Here is a 16,910-nt window from a genome sequence, read left to right as displayed (position 1 = left end):
ATTATACCCGTCATACTTCAAGTTGCAGATGCGTTGGCTGCGCTCAGTCACCCGAATCACTTACTTGAAGCATGATAACGGCAGCGCGGTGGTGTACTTGATGCGCTCCATGGCGAAGCTGGACGTCACGTCCACCAGTCCGGGAATGCCGTTCACCAGCCGCTTATAAAAATCATCATAGCTTTTCATATCAGCGACCTGCACCTGCATCAGATAATCATACTCTCCGGCCATGCGATAGAAAGACAATACTTCGGGCATTTCCGACACCACGCGGGTAAAGGTTTGATACCAGACGCTGTTGTGCTGCTGCGTTTTCAGTAGCACAAAGGCGGTCAGCCCCAATCCCAGCAGCTCGTTATCCAGCAGCGCCACCCGGCCGCGGATATAGCCCTCTTCTTCCAGCCGCTTCAGCCTTTTCCAACAGGGCGTGGAGGTCAGATTCACCGACTCGGCCAGCGTTTGCAGGGAAAGCGTACAGTCCTGTTGCAGTAAACCCAATAGCGTGCGATCTGTTTTATCTATCATGGGGCAATACCATAGAAAAATTTTCTCCAATTTCTCCTATTTGGAGATAAAAAAGCAACCTTTTTTCCCTGAAAACTCGCTAAGCTAACCGTCATTATCGTCAGAACGGAACCAATCATGACCAACACCTGGGTAAAAAATGCTATCCGCGCCATAGAAGCCGATTTTCAACGTTCGGCCGATACGCACCTTATTCGGCTGACCTTGGCGGATTATCCGGGGATTTACTGCTATTTAAAAGACGAAAGCACCCACCCCAGCGGCAGCCTGAAACACCGCCTGGCCCGCTCTCTATTCCTCTACGGCCTTTGCAACGGCTGGATAAAGGAAGGGACGCCGATCGTCGAGGCGTCCTCCGGCAGCACCGCGGTATCAGAGGCTTATTTCGCCCGCTTGTTGGGTTTACCCTTTATCGCCGTTATGCCCGCCTGCACCGCCAGACGAAAAATAGAACAAATCGCATTTTATGGCGGCCGCTGTCATTTCGTCGAACAGGCCGGGCACATCTATGCGGCATCCGAACAGTTGGCCAGGGAGCTTAACGGCCATTATATGGATCAGTTCACCTATGCCGAACGGGCGACCGACTGGCGCGGCAACAATAATATCGCCGACAGTATTTATCGCCAGATGTCGCGGGAACCCTATGCCGTTCCAGACTACATTGTGATGGGCGCGGGAACCGGCGGCACCTCCGCAACCCTGGGGCGTTATATCCGCTATCAGGGACTGAATACCCAACTGGTGGTGGTCGATCCGGAAAACTCCGTTTTCTACGACTGCTATCAACGGCGCGATCGCGCCATTACCGGCAAGCGCGCCAGCCGCATTGAAGGTATCGGCCGCCCGCGGGCGGAACCCTCATTTATTCCCGACGTCATTGACGGCATGATGCGCGTTCCCGATGCGGCCAGCATCGCCACCCTCTACTGGCTGGAAGGCATTCTGGGTCGCAAAGTCGGCGCATCCACCGGCACCAACGTCTGGGGCATGCTGCAACTGGCGAAACGGATGAGGGCCCAAGGGAAACAGGGCGCCATTGTTACGCTGCTGTGCGACAGCGGCGAACGTTATCTGGATACCTATTACCACAGCGACTGGGTGGCAAACAACATCGGCGATCTCACCCCTTATCTGGACATTTTGCATGGCGAAACAGCATGCCGCCCCGCCGCGGAATCCAGTCCGGCGTGAACGACATTACCCGCTGAACAACGACGTTTTTTCAGGTAACATAGCGGCTTTACGCCTCGGGGCATCCTGTCCGCATTGAGGCTCGAATGCGTCAAGGTGAATGAAAATGAAGCGTGCCGTCGTCGTTTTTAGCGGTGGACAAGACTCCACAACCTGCCTGATCCAGGCCCTGAAACAGTATGATGACGTTCACTGTATTACCTTCGATTACGGTCAACGTCACCGCGCTGAAATCGATATCGCCAGAGAACTGGCGCAGCGACTCGGCGCCACCGCGCATAAGGTGCTGGATGCCGGCCTGCTGAATGAACTGGCCGCCAGCAGCCTGACGCGTGAAAACATTCCCGTCCCTGACTATGACAGCGAGGCGCAAGGGCTGCCCAGCACCTTTGTACCGGGGCGGAATATCCTGTTCCTGACGCTGGCCGCCATCTATGCCTATCAGGTTGGCGCGCAGGCGGTGATCACCGGCGTGTGTGAAACGGATTTTTCCGGCTACCCCGACTGTCGCGATGAATTTATCAAGGCATTGAATCAGGCCGTGGTACTGGGCACTGCGCGCGATATCCGTTTCGTTACGCCGCTAATGTGGCTCAACAAGGCGGAAACCTGGGCGCTGGCGGACTATTACCAGCAGTTGGAAACCGTTCGCGACCACACCTTGACCTGCTATAACGGGATTAAAGGCGAAGGCTGCGGCCAGTGCGCCGCCTGCCATCTGCGCGCCAACGGACTGGAACAGTACCGCCGCGATCCCGCCGGCGTTATGGCGGCGCTCAAGCAGAAAACCGGCCTGCAATAGCCGCCAACCACGCCGTCAGACGCCGGCCTACGCCTGGCGGAAAGCGTCCAGATGCTCCAGCAGCGGCCCTTCCAGCGGCAAGGCCCGCTGACTGACAAGATCGATGCAGACAAACGTCAGCGTCGCATCCGCGATAATAGCGTTATCGGCGACGCGGGTGACGGTCTGGCTAATGGTCCCGCTTCTGGCGCCGATCTTCAGCAATGCGCTGTCAATACGCAGTTCATCCCCCAACACCGCCGGCCGGCGATAGTTGATATTGATATTCACCACCACAAAAGCGATACGATGGCTCGTCATCCAGTCGAAAAGCGCCGGCTTCTGCAGCCATTGCCAGCGCGCCTCTTCTAAAAACTCAAGATAACGGGCGTTATTAACGTGCTGGTAAACGTCAATGTGGTAACCACGCACGGTGATGAAAGTCTGCATAAATCCCTACTCCTGCGACGGAAGACTCGGACAACGGATAGGTTCTGAGATCCAGCCTAGCAGAAGGTTCGCAACCGGTGGCTTGTTTCACCACCCGGTTGCGAAAAGCATCACAATTTCAAGCGCGACAGATTACGCTCCAGCAAAGCCGCGCCGATCCCCGGCACTTCCTGCAACTGCTCTACCTGGGTGAAAGGACCGTTTTGTTCACGATAATTGACGATTGCCTCGGCTTTTTTAATACCGACGCCGTTCATCACCTCCGCCAACTCCTGCGCGGTCGCCAAATTAATGCTTACTTCATCTTCATCCGCCGCGGGAAGCAGCGCTTTTTCCGCCTTTTGCGCCACGGGCGCCGACTGCGCCGCGCCTCCTACGTTTTCGGTTTGCGCAGCCGCCTGAACCAACGGCGACAGCCCGGCCAGACTCAACCCAACAACCACGCAAAGCGCCTTCACTCCTGACTTTCTCATGCTGTATCCTCCGTGTGTGTGACAGCATGGCTACCTTGCCGCGGGCGGGATGGCCTGGCAAATGGCTTCGGCGAGATGTGGAAAAGGCCGCGAAGGCGGCCTTTTCCCGTTGCAGCTGTTTGCAAATTTATGCGTAACTCATTGCTGTTCCTGAGCCGCGCTGCCCATCTTGATTTTGGCTTCGCTACGCAAGCTGCTCAGCAAGGCGTCAAACAGCGATCCAACGGAACCTTGCTGGATCTGATTGGCGAACTGCGTTTGCTGTTGCTCGGTCAGCTGATGCGGCGTAACGCTGTCCAGCGCCACCAAAACCACGTTGCCGGCCTGGTCCTGGGCAATGCCGTAAGACGGCTTATCCTTGTCCTGCGGATGCGGCAGGGCGAAAATGGACTCCGCCATGGCATCGCCCTGGGAGACGGAAGAGAGGGTTTTTGGCTCGCCGAAGCTCAGATTGGCGGCTTTCAACGCCTCATCCTTACCTTGTTTCAGTTCAGCCAGAATCTTTTCAGCCTCTACCCGCGCCTGCTGTTCCGCCTTCTGACGTTTCACCGTCTGTACCACCTGGTCGCGTACCTGATCCAGCGGTCGGGTGCTTTCCGCCTTATGATCGGTGATGCGAATCACGAAAGCGCGATCGCCATCAACGTTGATCACATCGGAATTACTGCCCGGCCCGCCGTTCTCACCCGCCAATCCGCCATCAAAAATGGCCTGGGTGACGGGCTGGAAATTCAATGCCGCGGGAACCTGCTCACGGGTAAACCAGTCGGTCTGCGTTGCCTTCACACCGGCGGCCTCTTCGGCGGAAGCCAGAGACTCATTGTCGTTGCTGGCGGCTTCGCTGACTTTTTGCTGCAGCGCATAATACTCGTCCTGCGCTTTTTCATGCTTCACTTTGGCGGCGATATCATCGCGGACTTCACTCAGCGGCTTAACCTGCTGCGGTTGAATATCGTCAAGGCGCACGATCAAATATCCCACGGAGGATTTTATCGCCGCGGATAGCTGCCCTTTTTCCGTCAGCCCGGCTTGCTTAAGCTCGTCAATGGTAGAATTTTCATCCATCCAGCCCAAATCGCCGCCATTGCGGCGCGAGATGACATCCGTCGACTTTTCTTGCGCCAGCGCGGCGAAATCCGCGCCCTGTTTCAGGGCATCCAGCACCGACTGCGCATCGGCTTCGGTTTTCACCTGAATAACGCTGAATTTCTTGCGTTCGGGCTGAGCGTAGTCAGTTTTATTTTTCTCATAATAATCGGCGATGTCCGCATCGGTAACGCTGACGTTATCCTGGATGCCCGCCGCGTCGAGGGTGATATAGCTGACCTTGAACGCTTCCGGCGCCAGGAAACGCGTCTGGTTCTGCTCGTAATAGCTGCGGACTTCGTCATCGGAAACGTTTTGCGCCCCGGCTGCGGCGGAAATATCAATCGTCGCCAGGCGGACAACCCGATCCTGCGCCGCCAGCTTCACCAGATTGTCGATCTCTTGGGGCAGAAGGAACTCGGTATTGCCAAACCCGCGAATAAGCTGCTGTGAGGTCAGCTGTTTGCGCAACAGTTGCGCGTACACATCCGGCGTCAGCCCCAGGCGACGAACCTGAGCCAGGTATTTTTCATTATCGAAACGGTTGTTGGTCTGAAATGCCGGGACGGCAAAAATCGCCTGCTTGACCTGCTCATCGCTGATATTCAGCCCCAGTTTGTCGGCATACTGATCCAGCAGGGCTTCATCAATCAGCTGTGCGAGAGTCTGTCTGCGCAGCTGCTGCATATAGCCGTCATTGCTCGCCAGCAGAGAAAAATTCTCACCCAGCGTCTCCTGTTGGCGACTGCGCTCGTTCTGTACGGCCTGCTCAAGCTGAGCCCGGGTAATTTCCTGCCCGTTAACCTTTGCCGCATAGTCTCCGGAACCGCCGATAAGATAGTCGCCGACGCCGGTTAAAATGAATGATGCGATAATCAAGGCAAGAATAATTTTCAGCACGACGTTATTAGCGGCCGCGCGTAAATTGTCCATCATAATGTGACAACACTCCGCTGTGAATGGGTGGCACTCCCCGCACCGGCCTAAGCCATGCTTCCCTTGATTGCAAAGCCCACAAACAAGGTCAGGGCGCGTTTAAACTTGGTCTGACAATAGTAACACCTGAATTGCCCGCGATAAAAAAAGGCACATCATAAAATGATGCGCCCCGTATCTTACCTTACCAATATCGTTGCGTCAGGTAATGTTTGGCAACACGGCGTGTTGTCCGCAAAACCGGTGACGTAATAATCAGTTAACGGCGTCTTTCAGTGTCTTACCAGCACGGAAGCCGGGTACTTTAGCTGCCGGGATGCTGATTTCTTTACCCGTTTGCGGGTTGCGGCCGGTACGCGCAGCGCGTTCACGCACTGAGAAAGTACCAAAGCCAACCAAAGCAACATCGTCCCCTTCTTTCAGAGACTCGGTAACGGAACCAATAATTGCATCTAACACACGCCCTGCCGCCGCTTTGGAAATGTCAGCATCTGCGGCAATTTTGTCGATCAATTGTGACTTGTTCACTCTCTCATCCCCTCTGGAATTCTACGGTCGCGCTGAAATTTCCCAAAACACGACACCCAACTTTATATCAATCCTGTCAGACCTTAGCAAGTTACCGCTAAAACCAACAGTGCTCTAACTTAGCGGTACAAAAAAAGGCTGGCAAGCACGATTTAACTTACCAGCGCTGATTTTCTCAAGGGTTTTTGCGATAGGTCACTATTTTGCCTTGGCGGTGGCGCTAACCACCTGCATGCCATAGGGCGCATTCACCAACGCTAACGCCAGAACTTCCTCAATGCGCTTCACCGGATGGATATCCAGATCGGCAATCACATTTTGCGGGATCTCTTCCAGATCGCGCTTGTTGTCATCCGGTATCAAGACCGTTTTAATACCGCCGCGATGCGCCGCCAGCAGCTTCTCTTTCAGGCCGCCGATGGGCAGCACCAACCCCCGCAAGGTGATTTCGCCGGTCATCGCCACGTCGGCGCGTACCGGATTCCCCGTCAAACAGGATACCAGCGCGGTACACATCGCAATCCCCGCGCTGGGACCGTCTTTCGGCGTCGCCCCTTCAGGAACGTGAACATGAATATCGCGTTTTTCATAGAAATCCGCATTGATACCCAGCTTCTCGGCTCTGGCGCGCACCACGGTAAGCGCCGCCTGAATCGATTCCTGCATCACTTCGCCCAGCGAACCGGTATAGGTCAGTTTGCCTTTACCCGGCACGCAGGCCGTTTCGATGGTCAGCAGGTCGCCGCCCACCTCCGTCCACGCCAGTCCGGTTACCTGGCCGACGCGGTTTTCTTCATCCGCCCGGCCGTAGTCGAAGCGCTGTACCCCAAGGAAATCCTTAAGGTTATCGCCCGTTATCTGGATATGTTTAACGGATTTATCCATCAACAGCGTTTTTACCGCTTTGCGGCATAGCTTGGAGATTTCGCGCTCCAGATTACGCACCCCGGCTTCACGGGTGTAGTAGCGGATAATGCCGACAATCGCGCTGTCCTCCACCGACAGCTCGCTTTTCTTCAACGCGTTGCGCTCAATCTGTTTCGGCAGCAGGTGCTGCTTGGCGATGTTCAGCTTTTCGTCTTCGGTATAGCCGGAAAGACGGATCACTTCCATACGATCGAGCAGCGGAGCCGGAATATTCATCGAGTTGGAGGTGGCGACGAACATCACGTCCGACAGGTCGTAATCCACTTCCAGATAGTGATCGTTAAACGCCACGTTCTGTTCCGGGTCCAGCACTTCCAGCAACGCCGACGCGGGATCGCCGCGCATATCGGAAGACATCTTGTCGATCTCGTCCAGCAGGAACAGCGGGTTTTTCACCCCGACCTTCGCCATCTTCTGGATCAGCTTGCCCGGCATGGAGCCGATATAGGTGCGGCGGTGACCGCGGATTTCCGCCTCGTCGCGCACCCCGCCCAGCGCCATACGCACGTACTGGCGCCCGGTGGCTTTGGCGATGGACTGCCCCAGCGAGGTTTTACCCACCCCCGGCGGCCCCACCAGACACAGGATAGGCCCTTTGATCTTGCTGACCCGGCTCTGCACCGCCAGGTATTCCAGAATGCGTTCCTTCACGCGCTCAAGGCCGTAGTGGTCGGTATCCAGCATTTCCTGCGCCTTGAGCAGGTCTTTCTTCACTTTGCTGCGGGCGTTCCAGGGAACCTGCACCATCCAGTCGATGTAGCTGCGCACCACGGTGGCCTCGGCGGACATCGGCGACATCATCTTCAGCTTTTGCAGTTCCGCTTCGGTTTTTTCGCGCGCTTCCTTGGGCATTTTCGCCGCTTCAATCTTGCGCTTCAGCGCCTCATGTTCGTCCGGCGCATCATCCATTTCGCCGAGTTCTTTCTGAATCGCCTTCATTTGCTCATTCAGATAGTACTCGCGCTGGCTTTTCTCCATCTGCTTCTTGACGCGGCCGCGGATCCGCTTCTCAACCTGCAACAGGTCAATCTCGGATTCCATCATCGCCATCAGATACTCTAACCGCTCGGTGATATCGGACATTTCGAGCACGGACTGCTTATCCGTCAATTTCAACGGCATATGCGCGGCGATGGTATCCGCCAGGCGCGCGGCGTCTTCGATGCTGTTGAGCGACGTCAGGACTTCAGGCGGGATCTTTTTGTTCAGTTTGATATATCCCTCGAACTGATTGATCGCCGTGCGCATCAATACTTCCTGCTCACGCTCGTCAATGGCCGGGGAATCCAGATACTCCGCCTGCGCGGCGAAATGCTCGCCGCTGTCGGACAATGTGGTAATACGCGCGCGCTGCAAACCTTCCACCAGCACTTTCACCGTGCCGTCCGGCAGTTTCAGCATTTGAAGAATCGAGGCTACCGTCCCTACCGAGAAAAGATCGTTAATACTTGGCTCATCCGTTGAGGCCTCTTTCTGCGCCACCAGCATGATCTTTTTATCATGATCCATCGCGGCTTCAAGGCACCGAATTGACTTCTCCCGACCAACAAACAACGGAATCACCATGTGCGGATAAACCACCACATCGCGCAGCGGCAATACGGGGATTTCTATGCGTTCGGAACGCTCAGGGTTCATAGAGCTCTCTCTTAGTTTCGTTTCCGCCAGGTTAAGGGAATCTCGTGAAACGCGATCTTCACGGGTTTCACCAAATAGGTATTCGAGTATATGGGGATAAATATCTTACATTCAACGACCAGTACGCGCGTAAAAGCGAATGGGGGATAAAATCCCCCATTTTTGTCTTGCAAGACGGTTTGTTTGGCTAATTATTCGCCGGAGGCCTGCTGCGCTTCCGGCTTGCCGTAAATGAGCAGAGGCTCGGACTGACCGGCGATCACCGACTCATCGATAACGACCTTGTCAACGCTCTCCAGCGACGGCAGATCGTACATGGTATCCAGCAATGCGGCTTCCACGATTGAGCGCAGACCGCGGGCGCCGGTTTTACGCGCCATCGCTTTTTTGGCGATAGCGGTCAGGGCCTCGTCGCGAAACTCCAGATCGACGCCTTCCAGGTTGAACAGCGCCTGATACTGCTTGGTCAGCGCATTTTTCGGCTCGCGCAGAATCTGGATCAGCGCGTCCTCGCTCAGCTCACGCAAGGTTGCAACCACCGGCAAACGACCGATGAATTCAGGGATCAGACCGAATTTAATCAGATCGCCCGGCTCAACCTGGCCCAGCAGTTCGCCTTCCGTCGCTTTTTCAGCGCTGCCTTTCACCGTGGCGCCGAAACCGATGCCGCGCCCGGTGTCGGTACGCTGCTCGATGACCTTATCCAGGCCGGCAAAGGCGCCGCCGCAGATAAAGAGGATCTTGGAGGTGTCTACCTGCAAAAACTCCTGCTGCGGGTGCTTGCGCCCGCCCTGCGGCGGAACGGCGGCGATGGTGCCTTCGATCAGCTTCAGCAGCGCCTGCTGGACGCCTTCGCCGGACACGTCGCGGGTGATCGACGGGTTGTCGGATTTACGCGAGATCTTGTCGATTTCATCGATATAGACAATCCCGCGCTGCGCTTTCTGCACGTCGTAATCACACTTCTGCAGCAGTTTCTGGATGATGTTCTCGACGTCTTCACCGACGTAACCCGCTTCGGTCAGGGTGGTGGCATCCGCCATGGTGAACGGTACGTCCAGAAAACGCGCCAGGGTTTCGGCCAGCAGGGTTTTACCGCTGCCGGTCGGGCCGATGAGCAGAATGTTGCTTTTGCCCAGTTCAATGCCGTTGCTGGCGACGTCGCCGTTGCGTAACCGCTTATAGTGGTTATATACCGCGACGGCCAGCACCTTCTTGGCCTGCTCCTGGCCGATGACATAGTCGTCGAGATGGCGACGGATCTCATGCGGCGTCGGCAACGCGCTGCGCTCGCGATGCGGAGACACTTCTTTAATTTCTTCGCGAATAATGTCGTTACACAAGTCAACACATTCATCGCAGATATACACTGACGGCCCGGCAATCAGCTTGCGTACTTCATGCTGGCTTTTGCCGCAGAAAGAACAGTACAGCAGCTTCCCTGAACCGTCTTTGCGCTTATCTGTCATGAGTCAAACCTCTTCTTAGTCTTTTGCCCGCAGGCCAACCACAGCAATATCGCTACAGCAAACGCCGATATTATAGCCAATACGCGCAAAAAAACATCGCACCGCAGACCATCGGTCGAACACTGCTTTTTCAGCCACTATTAGCGGAACGTCATACACGATTGGTGAATACTGAATCCACCAGGCCGTAGTCTACCGCCTCGTTGGCGGAGAGGAAACGGTCGCGCTCCGTGTCTCTTTCTATCACTTCAAGAGGCTGACCCGTATGTTTCGCCAGCAATTCATTCATTCTGGCTTTTACTTTCAATATCTCTTTGGCGTGAATTTCAATATCCGTCGCCTGCCCCTGGAATCCGCCCAGCGGCTGGTGGATCATTACCCGTGAGTTGGGCAGGCAGATACGTTTGCCTTTCGCGCCCGCCGCCAGCAGGAACGACCCCATGGAACAGGCCTGTCCCATACAGATGGTGCTGACGTCCGGCTTGATAAACTGCATGGTGTCGTAGATGGACATCCCGGCGGTAATCACGCCCCCCGGGGAGTTAATGTACAGGAAAATGTCTTTTTCCGGGTTTTCGGCTTCCAGAAACAGCATCTGCGCCACAATCAGGTTCGCCATATAATCTTCCACCTGGCCGGTCAGGAAGATGATCCGTTCTTTCAGCAGACGGGAATAGATATCGTAAGAACGCTCCCCACGCGAGGTTTGCTCAACCACCATCGGCACCAGGGCCATGTGGGGTGCTTGTGTTTCTTGTTCGCCACTGTATGACATTCACGTCTCCTAGATAAAATACGTCCGCACCGTTATTACCCGATTCTACTTGAGATAAATGAGGATGACCATGCTCACGCATTGGTTCGCTCATCTGTGGGACAACGGGATTCACCAGAGTTCCCTGGATGACGGACTTCTCTGTTCACTTACTTGGGGTAGCCGCGCCGCTTTTCAAGCTTACACTATCGATTGTTTTATATTAAAGCGTTATCAGCAGCCGGTTTTTACCCGTTCTTTTATAGTAGTGCAATTTAAGCCGTCGCGTTTGACCGCCGGCGGCGGGTTACCGACCATGCAAATAGAAAAAGCCCGAGCCGGAAGGCCACGGGCTTTGTTGGCCGGGAAACGCGTTCCCGGATACGACGGCGGAACGATGCTTATGCCGCTGTTGTCTGCGTCTGGTTCATCAATTCGTTGAAGCTGACGGATTTCTCAACCACTTTGGCATTGGCGAGCAGCGTTTCAACCGCCTGTTCTTCCAACGCGACGTTACGCATGTTATTCAACAGCTCTTTGTTCTTGCTGTAGAATTCGATCACTTCCTGCGGATCTTCATACGCGGAAGCCATCTCTTCGATCAACGTTTTAACCCGCTCTTCGTCAGCTTTCAGCTCGTTGGTGCTGATTACTTCGCCCAGCAACAGGCCGACGACCACGCGACGCTTAGCCTGTTCTTCGAACAGTTCGCGCGGCAGTTCCAGCGCCTGCTTTTCGTTGCCGCCGAAACGCTGTGCGGCCTGACGACGCAGAACGTCAATTTCGCCGTCGATCAGCGCGGCGGGAACGTCGATTTCATTTGCCTTGACCAGACCGTCGATAACCTGGGTTTTCACCCGGTTGCGCACCGCGCCTTTCAGCTCGCGCTCCATATTCTTGCGAACTTCGGCACGCAGACCTTCCTGAGAACCGTCTTCCACGCCGAAACGCTTGATAAACTCTTCGGTCAGTTCAGGCAGCTCGCGCTCTTCCACTTTCTTCAGGACGATGGCGAATTTGGCCGCTTTACCCTTCAGGTTTTCCGCGTGGTAGTCTTCCGGGAAGTTGACGTCGATGGTGAATTCTTCACCGGCTTTGTGGCCGACGACGCCGTCTTCAAAACCCGGGATCATGCGGTTCTGGCCCATCGCCAGCACGAAATCGGACGCTTTGCCGCCTTCGAACTCTTCACCGTCGATGGAACCGGTGAAATCGATGGTCACGCGATCTTCAGCCGTCGCCGCGCCGTCGGTTTCTTTCCAGGTAGCCTGTTGCTTACGCAGCGTCTCCAGCATGCCGTCGACGTCGGCTTCGGTGACTTCAACCACCGGCTTTTCGACTTCGATGGCGTCCAGATCTTTCAGCGCCACTTCCGGATAAACTTCAAACTCAACGGAGTAAGTGAAGTCTTCGCCCAGTTTGTATTCGCCCGGAACGTAGTTCGGCGCGCCGACCGGGTTAATCTTTTCCTTGATGATGGCATCAACGAAATTACGCTGCATCAAATCGCCCAGCACGTCCTGACGCACGGAGGCACCATAACGCTGAGCAACAATATTCATCGGCACTTTGCCTTTGCGAAAACCGTCAATACGTACTTTTTTGGCCACGTTGACCAGCTCGCTCTTAACCGCACTCTCAATGCTGTCGGCAGCCACGGTAATCGTTACACGGCGCCCAAGGCCTTGAGTGGTTTCAACAGAAACTTGCATCTTGTTACCTCAAAAAATCACAGTGCTCGGTCAACCCCAAAACTATTCTCACAACAGTAAAGCCCTTTCGACCCGTGCCGGCAGGCACCTGGTTGAAAAAACCTCACAGAACCGGGACGGCCGTCATGCTGTTACCAGACCCTGTTCCCTGTAGTCAGAAGCGTCCCGAATACATTCCGGAAAAATAGACGCGGCATTATAGCGATATAGATAGGATGAGTCGAGGACGGCGGGCAGACTATTCAACGGGCATACACACTTTATATCACTAACCCGTTGCGCAACGGGTTATGCGGATGATTACGAGGTGATGCCGGCGCCGCCGCAGGGCGGGGAGGAAGGCACGCTATTCTGCAGACTGCCCCACTCTTTTACCGAATAGGTATGCAGCGCCAGGGCGTGCACCGTGCTCGCCAATTCCGCGGCCAGTACGGCGTAAATGGCCCGGTGGCGTCCCAACACCCGCTCCCCCGCAAACCGCTCGCTGACGATCACCACCTTGAAATGGCTTTCCGAGCCCGCGGGCACATTGTGACGATAGCTCTCATCAATCACCTCCAGGTGGAGCGGTTCGAATTCCACACGCAATTTTTCTTCTATCGTTTTACGCATCATACGGCTACCCTTTCGGCTTTGGAAAAGTTCGGTATCAGCTCGGCATCACGGCGGCTCATGCCCCTGCATCCCTTCAATCTTAGCTGTTTTTCAAACTGTTATGGTCCTGCGACGCGGCTGCCGATAGCTAATAAACAGCAATGCAATGTCATATTTTCGGCAGCGCGGAGATGATGAAAAGCGATTTCGCCCGCGCGATGGCATGAAAAAGACAAATTTCAGAACAATTTACCCGCACTCGGCTCTTTCCCCGGACCGCGGCGATGATATGATATCAGCAATTTTTATCAGCTCACCACCCTAATCATTACCGAGAAAATACCAATGTTAAAAAAACTATTTTTCCCGCTTCTGGCCGTTCTGCTGCTCGCAGGTTGCGCAAACAAGAGCAATACGCTCAATATTACGCCCCAGATCGGCCTGCCCGCGCAGGACCCGACGCTGATGGGCATCACCATCAGCATCAACGGCGCCGACCAGCGCGCCGATCAGGCGCTGGCGAAGGTAAACCGCGACGGACAGCTGATTACCCTGACGCCGTCGCGCGACCTGCGTTTCCTGTTGCAGGAGGCGCTGGAAAAACAGATGACCGCCCGCGGCTATATGATCGGCACCGGCGGCCCGGTGGCGTTACAGATCGTGGTCAACAACCTGTATGCTGACGTATCCGAAGGCAACCTGCGCTACAACATCACCACCAAAGCCGATATCTCTATTCTCGCTCAGGCCAACAACGGCAATAAACAGGTGAAAAACTACCGGGCGACCTACAGCGTCCAGGGCGCTTTCACCGCCAATAATCAGAACATCACCAATGCCGTCAACACGGTGCTGGCCGATGTGATCAGCGAGATGGCGCAAGACACCAGCGTCAGCACCTTTATTAAAGAAAACGCCCGTTAATCTTTTTACTCCGCTTCCTTTGCTCTTCGGAGCAAGGGAAAGGACCTTTCATGCTTAGTCGTATCGTTAATCTGTTCAGCCAACGTAATTCACTGTTCCTGCTGCTGCTGGGTTTTGCCTCCGGTTTACCGCTGGCGTTAACCTCCGGCACGCTGCAAGCCTGGATGACGGTGGAAAACGTCGACCTGAAAACCATCGGATTTTTCTCTTTGGTCGGTCAGGCGTACGTATTCAAATTTCTGTGGTCGCCGCTGATGGATCGCTATACCCCGCCTTTTCTCGGCCGGCGCCGGGGATGGCTGCTGCTCAGCCAGCTCTCGCTGGTTGGCGCGATTATCGCCATGGGATTTATGAATCCGGCGGACCACCTGTGGTGGCTGGCCGCGCTGGCGGTGCTGGTGGCTTTCTGCTCGGCCTCGCAGGATATCGTTTTCGACGCTTATAAAACCGACCTGCTCCCCCCCAAAGAGCGCGGAACCGGGGCCGCGGTTTCGGTATTGGGCTATCGGCTGGCCATGCTGGTCTCGGGCGGCCTTGCGCTGTGGATTGCCGACCGGTTATTGGGCTGGCAGGCGACGTACTGGCTGATGGCGGGATTAATGCTCGTCGGCGTGTTTTCCACCCTGCTGGCGCCGGAGCCGCATAACAGCCAGCCCGCGCCGCGCACCATGGAACAGGCTATCGTCGCGCCCTTGCGTGACTTTTTCGGCCGCAACAACGCCTGGCTGATTTTGCTGTTGATCGTGCTGTATAAATTAGGGGACGCCTTCGCCGTCAGCTTGACCACCACCTTCCTTATTCGCGGCGTCGGCTTTAACGCCGGCGACGTCGGCCTGGTCAACAAAACGCTGGGATTGTTCGCCACCATTGTCGGCGCGGTTTACGGCGGATTGCTGATGCAGCGGCTGACGTTGTTCAGGGCGTTGATGCTGTTCGGCATTCTGCAGGCGGTTTCCAACGCCGGCTACTGGCTGTTGGCCATCACCGATAAAAACATCGTCACCATGGCCGGCGCCGTTTTTCTGGAAAACCTGTGCGGCGGGATGGGAACTGCGGCGTTCGTGGCGCTGTTAATGACGCTGTGCCACAAATCGTTTTCCGCGACGCAGTTTGCCTTGCTCTCGGCCCTTTCCGCGGTGGGACGGGTGTATGTCGGCCCCATCGCCGGCTGGTTCGTCGAAGCGCACGGCTGGGCGTGGTTTTATCTGTTCTCCATCGTCGCCGCCTTGCCGGGCCTGTTTCTTTTAATGGTCTGCCGCGGGACGCTGGAATACACGCAAAAAACCGACGCCTTCCTGTCGCGCAATACCTTTCCCGGCTACTACGCCGCGGCGCTGCGCACGCTCGCCGCCGGTTCGTGCCTGCTGGGACTGTGGCTGGCGCTGCTGGTAACCAACGCCATGGCGTGGACGGCCCTGCCGCAACTGGCCGATTACCTGCTGATGGCGGGGGGCGCACTGGCGCTGCTGGGCATTGCGCTGGGAAGCCTGCTGGACTATCTTTCGCTGCGCTCGCCCGCCGGCCGCGCCGGCTGAACGGCGGCCAAGGGGATAAAAGCGCCTGATTGTGGGCTGTTATCCCCTTATTAAATTATTTTTTTCTGAATAGTCTGGCTGGGAAATGATTTATTTCACAGCGCAAACATTTGGTGCGAAATAATGTTGTTTTTTGCCCCCAATGCGCTCCGTGGCAAAAATTTCTGCCCGCTGGAAAATAAAAGTCGCTATGGGTTGTAATTTTTTATTATCAATCCATACTTTTGCCTGGGTAAAACGATAATTACCTGTTTTAAATGTCATTTTTTATTTACCGCTGTCTTTGTGACATTCAGTGCCAAAAACAGCAACAACCGACTGACATAACCTTAATCATGTTTACAGTACAGTAACCTTCCCGTAAAATGCCCGCTCGCGTAAAATGACAATAGAGCCCTTGTAATTGAGGTCGCTAGATGAGACTCAGGAAATACAATAGAATTTTTGGGATGTTGTCTTTATTTGCAGCTACAGCACTGCTCAGCGGCTGCGATATGGCATTGATGAATCCCAAAGGACAGGTCGGGTTAGAGCAACGATCGTTAATACTGACGGCCATCGGCCTGATGCTGATCGTTGTCGTTCCCGTCATCATCATGACCATCGCCTTCGCCTGGAAGTTCAGAGCTTCCAATGAAAAGGCAAAATACACCCCCAATTGGTCCCACTCCAACAAGATCGAAGCTGTTGTCTGGACAGTGCCAATAATCATAATCGTTATTCTTGCCGCGATTACCTGGAAAACGACCCATGCGCTTGATCCTTACAAGCCTTTGGAATCAGACGTTAAACCCATCAATGTCGAAGTAATTTCGCTTGACTGGAAATGGCTGTTTGTTTACCCGGACCTGGGAATCGCCAGCGTTAACGAGCTTGCTTTCCCGACAAACGTGCCCGTCGCCTTTAAAATCACCTCCGACTCGGTGATGAACTCCTTCTTCATCCCGCGTCTCGGCGGGCAGATATACGCCATGGCCGGCATGCAGACCAAGCTGCATCTGATTGCCAATGAAGCGGGAAAATATGACGGCATCTCCGGCGGTTACAGCGGAAAAGGCTTCTCCGGCATGAAGTTCACCGCCATCGCCACGCCGAGCCAGCAGGAGTTCGACCAGTGGGTGGCGAACGTCCGCGCCTCGTCCAAGACGCTCAACAGCATGGATGAGTTCAATAAGCTGGCGCAGCCGAGCGAATTCCATCCGGTGGAATATTTCTCTGCCGTTCAGCCGGATTTGTTCAGGAATATTATTCGCAAATTCACAGGCAACGACATGAACATGCAGCACCATGGTGAAGGCATGAAGCACGATGAAAACATGCGGCACGGTGAGAGTATGAACATGGGCGAGCATGGCTCGCACCAAGGAGCCGAGGGATAATA

General features: G+C 55.1%; 16 protein-coding genes. 5 read left to right on the top strand and 11 right to left on the bottom strand.

Annotation, left to right across the window (positions count from 1 at the left end; all coding sequences use genetic code 11):
* Positions 1-60: 60 nt before the first annotated feature.
* Positions 61-528 (bottom strand): Lrp/AsnC family transcriptional regulator, encoded by a 468-nt coding sequence (locus DDT56_RS04140; RefSeq protein WP_136165246.1) that lies wholly within the window; start codon positions 526-528, stop codon positions 61-63.
* Between the two features lie 117 nt (positions 529-645).
* Between DDT56_RS04140 and DDT56_RS04135 the strand changes: the two genes are divergently transcribed.
* Positions 646-1,722: a PLP-dependent cysteine synthase family protein gene (locus tag DDT56_RS04135; RefSeq protein WP_136165245.1), complete on the top strand. Its 1,077-nt coding sequence runs from the start codon at positions 646-648 to the stop codon at positions 1,720-1,722.
* A 106-nt stretch (positions 1,723-1,828) separates the two neighbouring features.
* Positions 1,829-2,524, top strand: a complete 696-nt coding sequence (queC, locus tag DDT56_RS04130) for a 7-cyano-7-deazaguanine synthase QueC (RefSeq protein ID WP_136165244.1) — start codon at positions 1,829-1,831, stop codon at positions 2,522-2,524.
* A 27-nt stretch (positions 2,525-2,551) separates the two neighbouring features.
* Here the strand turns inward: queC and DDT56_RS04125 are convergent, their stop codons facing one another.
* The 9 genes from DDT56_RS04125 to bolA form a co-directional block, all read right to left on the bottom strand.
* On the bottom strand, positions 2,552-2,953 hold the full coding sequence (locus DDT56_RS04125; RefSeq protein ID WP_136165243.1) for an acyl-CoA thioesterase: 402 nt from the start codon (positions 2,951-2,953) through the stop codon (positions 2,552-2,554).
* A 110-nt stretch (positions 2,954-3,063) separates the two neighbouring features.
* Positions 3,064-3,426: a ComEA family DNA-binding protein gene (locus tag DDT56_RS04120; RefSeq protein WP_136165242.1), complete on the bottom strand. Its 363-nt coding sequence runs from the start codon at positions 3,424-3,426 to the stop codon at positions 3,064-3,066.
* A 138-nt stretch (positions 3,427-3,564) separates the two neighbouring features.
* Positions 3,565-5,448, bottom strand: a complete 1,884-nt coding sequence (gene ppiD, locus DDT56_RS04115; protein ID WP_136165241.1) for a peptidylprolyl isomerase — start codon at positions 5,446-5,448, stop codon at positions 3,565-3,567.
* A gap of 255 nt (positions 5,449-5,703) precedes the next feature.
* The gene (gene hupB / locus DDT56_RS04110; protein ID WP_005976031.1) at positions 5,704-5,976 is read right to left on the bottom strand and encodes a nucleoid-associated protein HU-beta; all 273 of its coding nucleotides are present in this window, start codon (positions 5,974-5,976) and stop codon (positions 5,704-5,706) included.
* A gap of 198 nt (positions 5,977-6,174) precedes the next feature.
* Entirely contained in the window at positions 6,175-8,541 is a 2,367-nt protein-coding gene (gene lon, locus DDT56_RS04105; RefSeq protein WP_136165240.1) for an endopeptidase La, read from the bottom strand.
* 191 nt (positions 8,542-8,732) lie between these two features.
* A complete protein-coding gene (gene clpX / locus DDT56_RS04100) occupies positions 8,733-10,010 on the bottom strand; it encodes an ATP-dependent protease ATP-binding subunit ClpX (protein ID WP_136165239.1) in 1,278 nt (425 codons plus the stop codon).
* 151 nt (positions 10,011-10,161) lie between these two features.
* Positions 10,162-10,785, bottom strand: coding sequence for an ATP-dependent Clp endopeptidase proteolytic subunit ClpP (gene clpP, locus DDT56_RS04095; protein WP_136165238.1), 624 nt, complete (start codon positions 10,783-10,785; stop codon positions 10,162-10,164).
* Between the two features lie 380 nt (positions 10,786-11,165).
* Positions 11,166-12,476 carry a trigger factor gene (tig, locus tag DDT56_RS04090; RefSeq protein WP_136165237.1) on the bottom strand — a complete coding sequence of 437 codons (1,311 nt, stop codon included), beginning with the start codon at positions 12,474-12,476 and terminating at the stop codon, positions 11,166-11,168.
* 300 nt (positions 12,477-12,776) lie between these two features.
* A complete protein-coding gene (gene bolA, locus DDT56_RS04080) occupies positions 12,777-13,091 on the bottom strand; it encodes a transcriptional regulator BolA (RefSeq protein ID WP_136165236.1) in 315 nt (104 codons plus the stop codon).
* Positions 13,092-13,415: 324 nt separating this feature from the next.
* On the opposite strand from bolA, the gene DDT56_RS04075 reads away from it, so the two are divergent.
* Both DDT56_RS04075 and ampG read left to right on the top strand, forming a co-directional pair.
* Positions 13,416-13,994 (top strand): lipoprotein, encoded by a 579-nt coding sequence (locus DDT56_RS04075; protein ID WP_136165235.1) that lies wholly within the window; start codon positions 13,416-13,418, stop codon positions 13,992-13,994.
* 50 nt (positions 13,995-14,044) lie between these two features.
* On the top strand, positions 14,045-15,529 hold the full coding sequence (gene ampG, locus DDT56_RS04070; protein WP_136165234.1) for a muropeptide MFS transporter AmpG: 1,485 nt from the start codon (positions 14,045-14,047) through the stop codon (positions 15,527-15,529).
* Between the two features lie 90 nt (positions 15,530-15,619).
* Here ampG and DDT56_RS24345 read toward each other — a convergent pair whose 3' ends face one another.
* Positions 15,620-15,793, bottom strand: a complete 174-nt coding sequence (locus DDT56_RS24345) for a hypothetical protein (RefSeq protein WP_168197569.1) — start codon at positions 15,791-15,793, stop codon at positions 15,620-15,622.
* Positions 15,794-15,945: 152 nt separating this feature from the next.
* Between DDT56_RS24345 and cyoA the strand changes: the two genes are divergently transcribed.
* Positions 15,946-16,908, top strand: a complete 963-nt coding sequence (gene cyoA / locus DDT56_RS04065; protein ID WP_136165233.1) for a cytochrome o ubiquinol oxidase subunit II — start codon at positions 15,946-15,948, stop codon at positions 16,906-16,908.
* Positions 16,909-16,910: the final 2 nt, after the last annotated feature.

This window comes from Brenneria corticis (genome assembly GCF_003115855.1).
GTDB lineage: Bacteria > Pseudomonadota > Gammaproteobacteria > Enterobacterales > Enterobacteriaceae > Brenneria > Brenneria corticis.
This window is presented reverse-complemented; position numbering and strand designations above follow the sequence as displayed.

Bases quoted from the DNA above. Each gene is read 5' to 3' on its own strand.
- DDT56_RS04140 (WP_136165246.1), bottom strand. From the start codon at position 528: ATGATAGATAAAACAGATCGCACGCTATTGGGTTTACTGCAACAGGAC.
- DDT56_RS04135 (WP_136165245.1), top strand. From the start codon at position 646: ATGACCAACACCTGGGTAAAAAATGCTATCCGCGCCATAGAAGCCGAT.
- DDT56_RS04120 (WP_136165242.1), bottom strand. From the start codon at position 3,426: ATGAGAAAGTCAGGAGTGAAGGCGCTTTGCGTGGTTGTTGGGTTGAGT.
- ampG (WP_136165234.1), top strand. From the start codon at position 14,045: ATGCTTAGTCGTATCGTTAATCTGTTCAGCCAACGTAATTCACTGTTC.
- queC (WP_136165244.1), top strand. From the start codon at position 1,829: ATGAAGCGTGCCGTCGTCGTTTTTAGCGGTGGACAAGACTCCACAACC.
- DDT56_RS04075 (WP_136165235.1), top strand. From the start codon at position 13,416: ATGTTAAAAAAACTATTTTTCCCGCTTCTGGCCGTTCTGCTGCTCGCA.
- clpP (WP_136165238.1), bottom strand. From the start codon at position 10,785: ATGTCATACAGTGGCGAACAAGAAACACAAGCACCCCACATGGCCCTG.
- bolA (WP_136165236.1), bottom strand. From the start codon at position 13,091: ATGATGCGTAAAACGATAGAAGAAAAATTGCGTGTGGAATTCGAACCG.
- tig (WP_136165237.1), bottom strand. From the start codon at position 12,476: ATGCAAGTTTCTGTTGAAACCACTCAAGGCCTTGGGCGCCGTGTAACG.
- lon (WP_136165240.1), bottom strand. From the start codon at position 8,541: ATGAACCCTGAGCGTTCCGAACGCATAGAAATCCCCGTATTGCCGCTG.
- DDT56_RS24345 (WP_168197569.1), bottom strand. From the start codon at position 15,793: ATGACATTTAAAACAGGTAATTATCGTTTTACCCAGGCAAAAGTATGG.
- ppiD (WP_136165241.1), bottom strand. From the start codon at position 5,448: ATGATGGACAATTTACGCGCGGCCGCTAATAACGTCGTGCTGAAAATT.
- cyoA (WP_136165233.1), top strand. From the start codon at position 15,946: ATGAGACTCAGGAAATACAATAGAATTTTTGGGATGTTGTCTTTATTT.
- clpX (WP_136165239.1), bottom strand. From the start codon at position 10,010: ATGACAGATAAGCGCAAAGACGGTTCAGGGAAGCTGCTGTACTGTTCT.
- DDT56_RS04125 (WP_136165243.1), bottom strand. From the start codon at position 2,953: ATGCAGACTTTCATCACCGTGCGTGGTTACCACATTGACGTTTACCAG.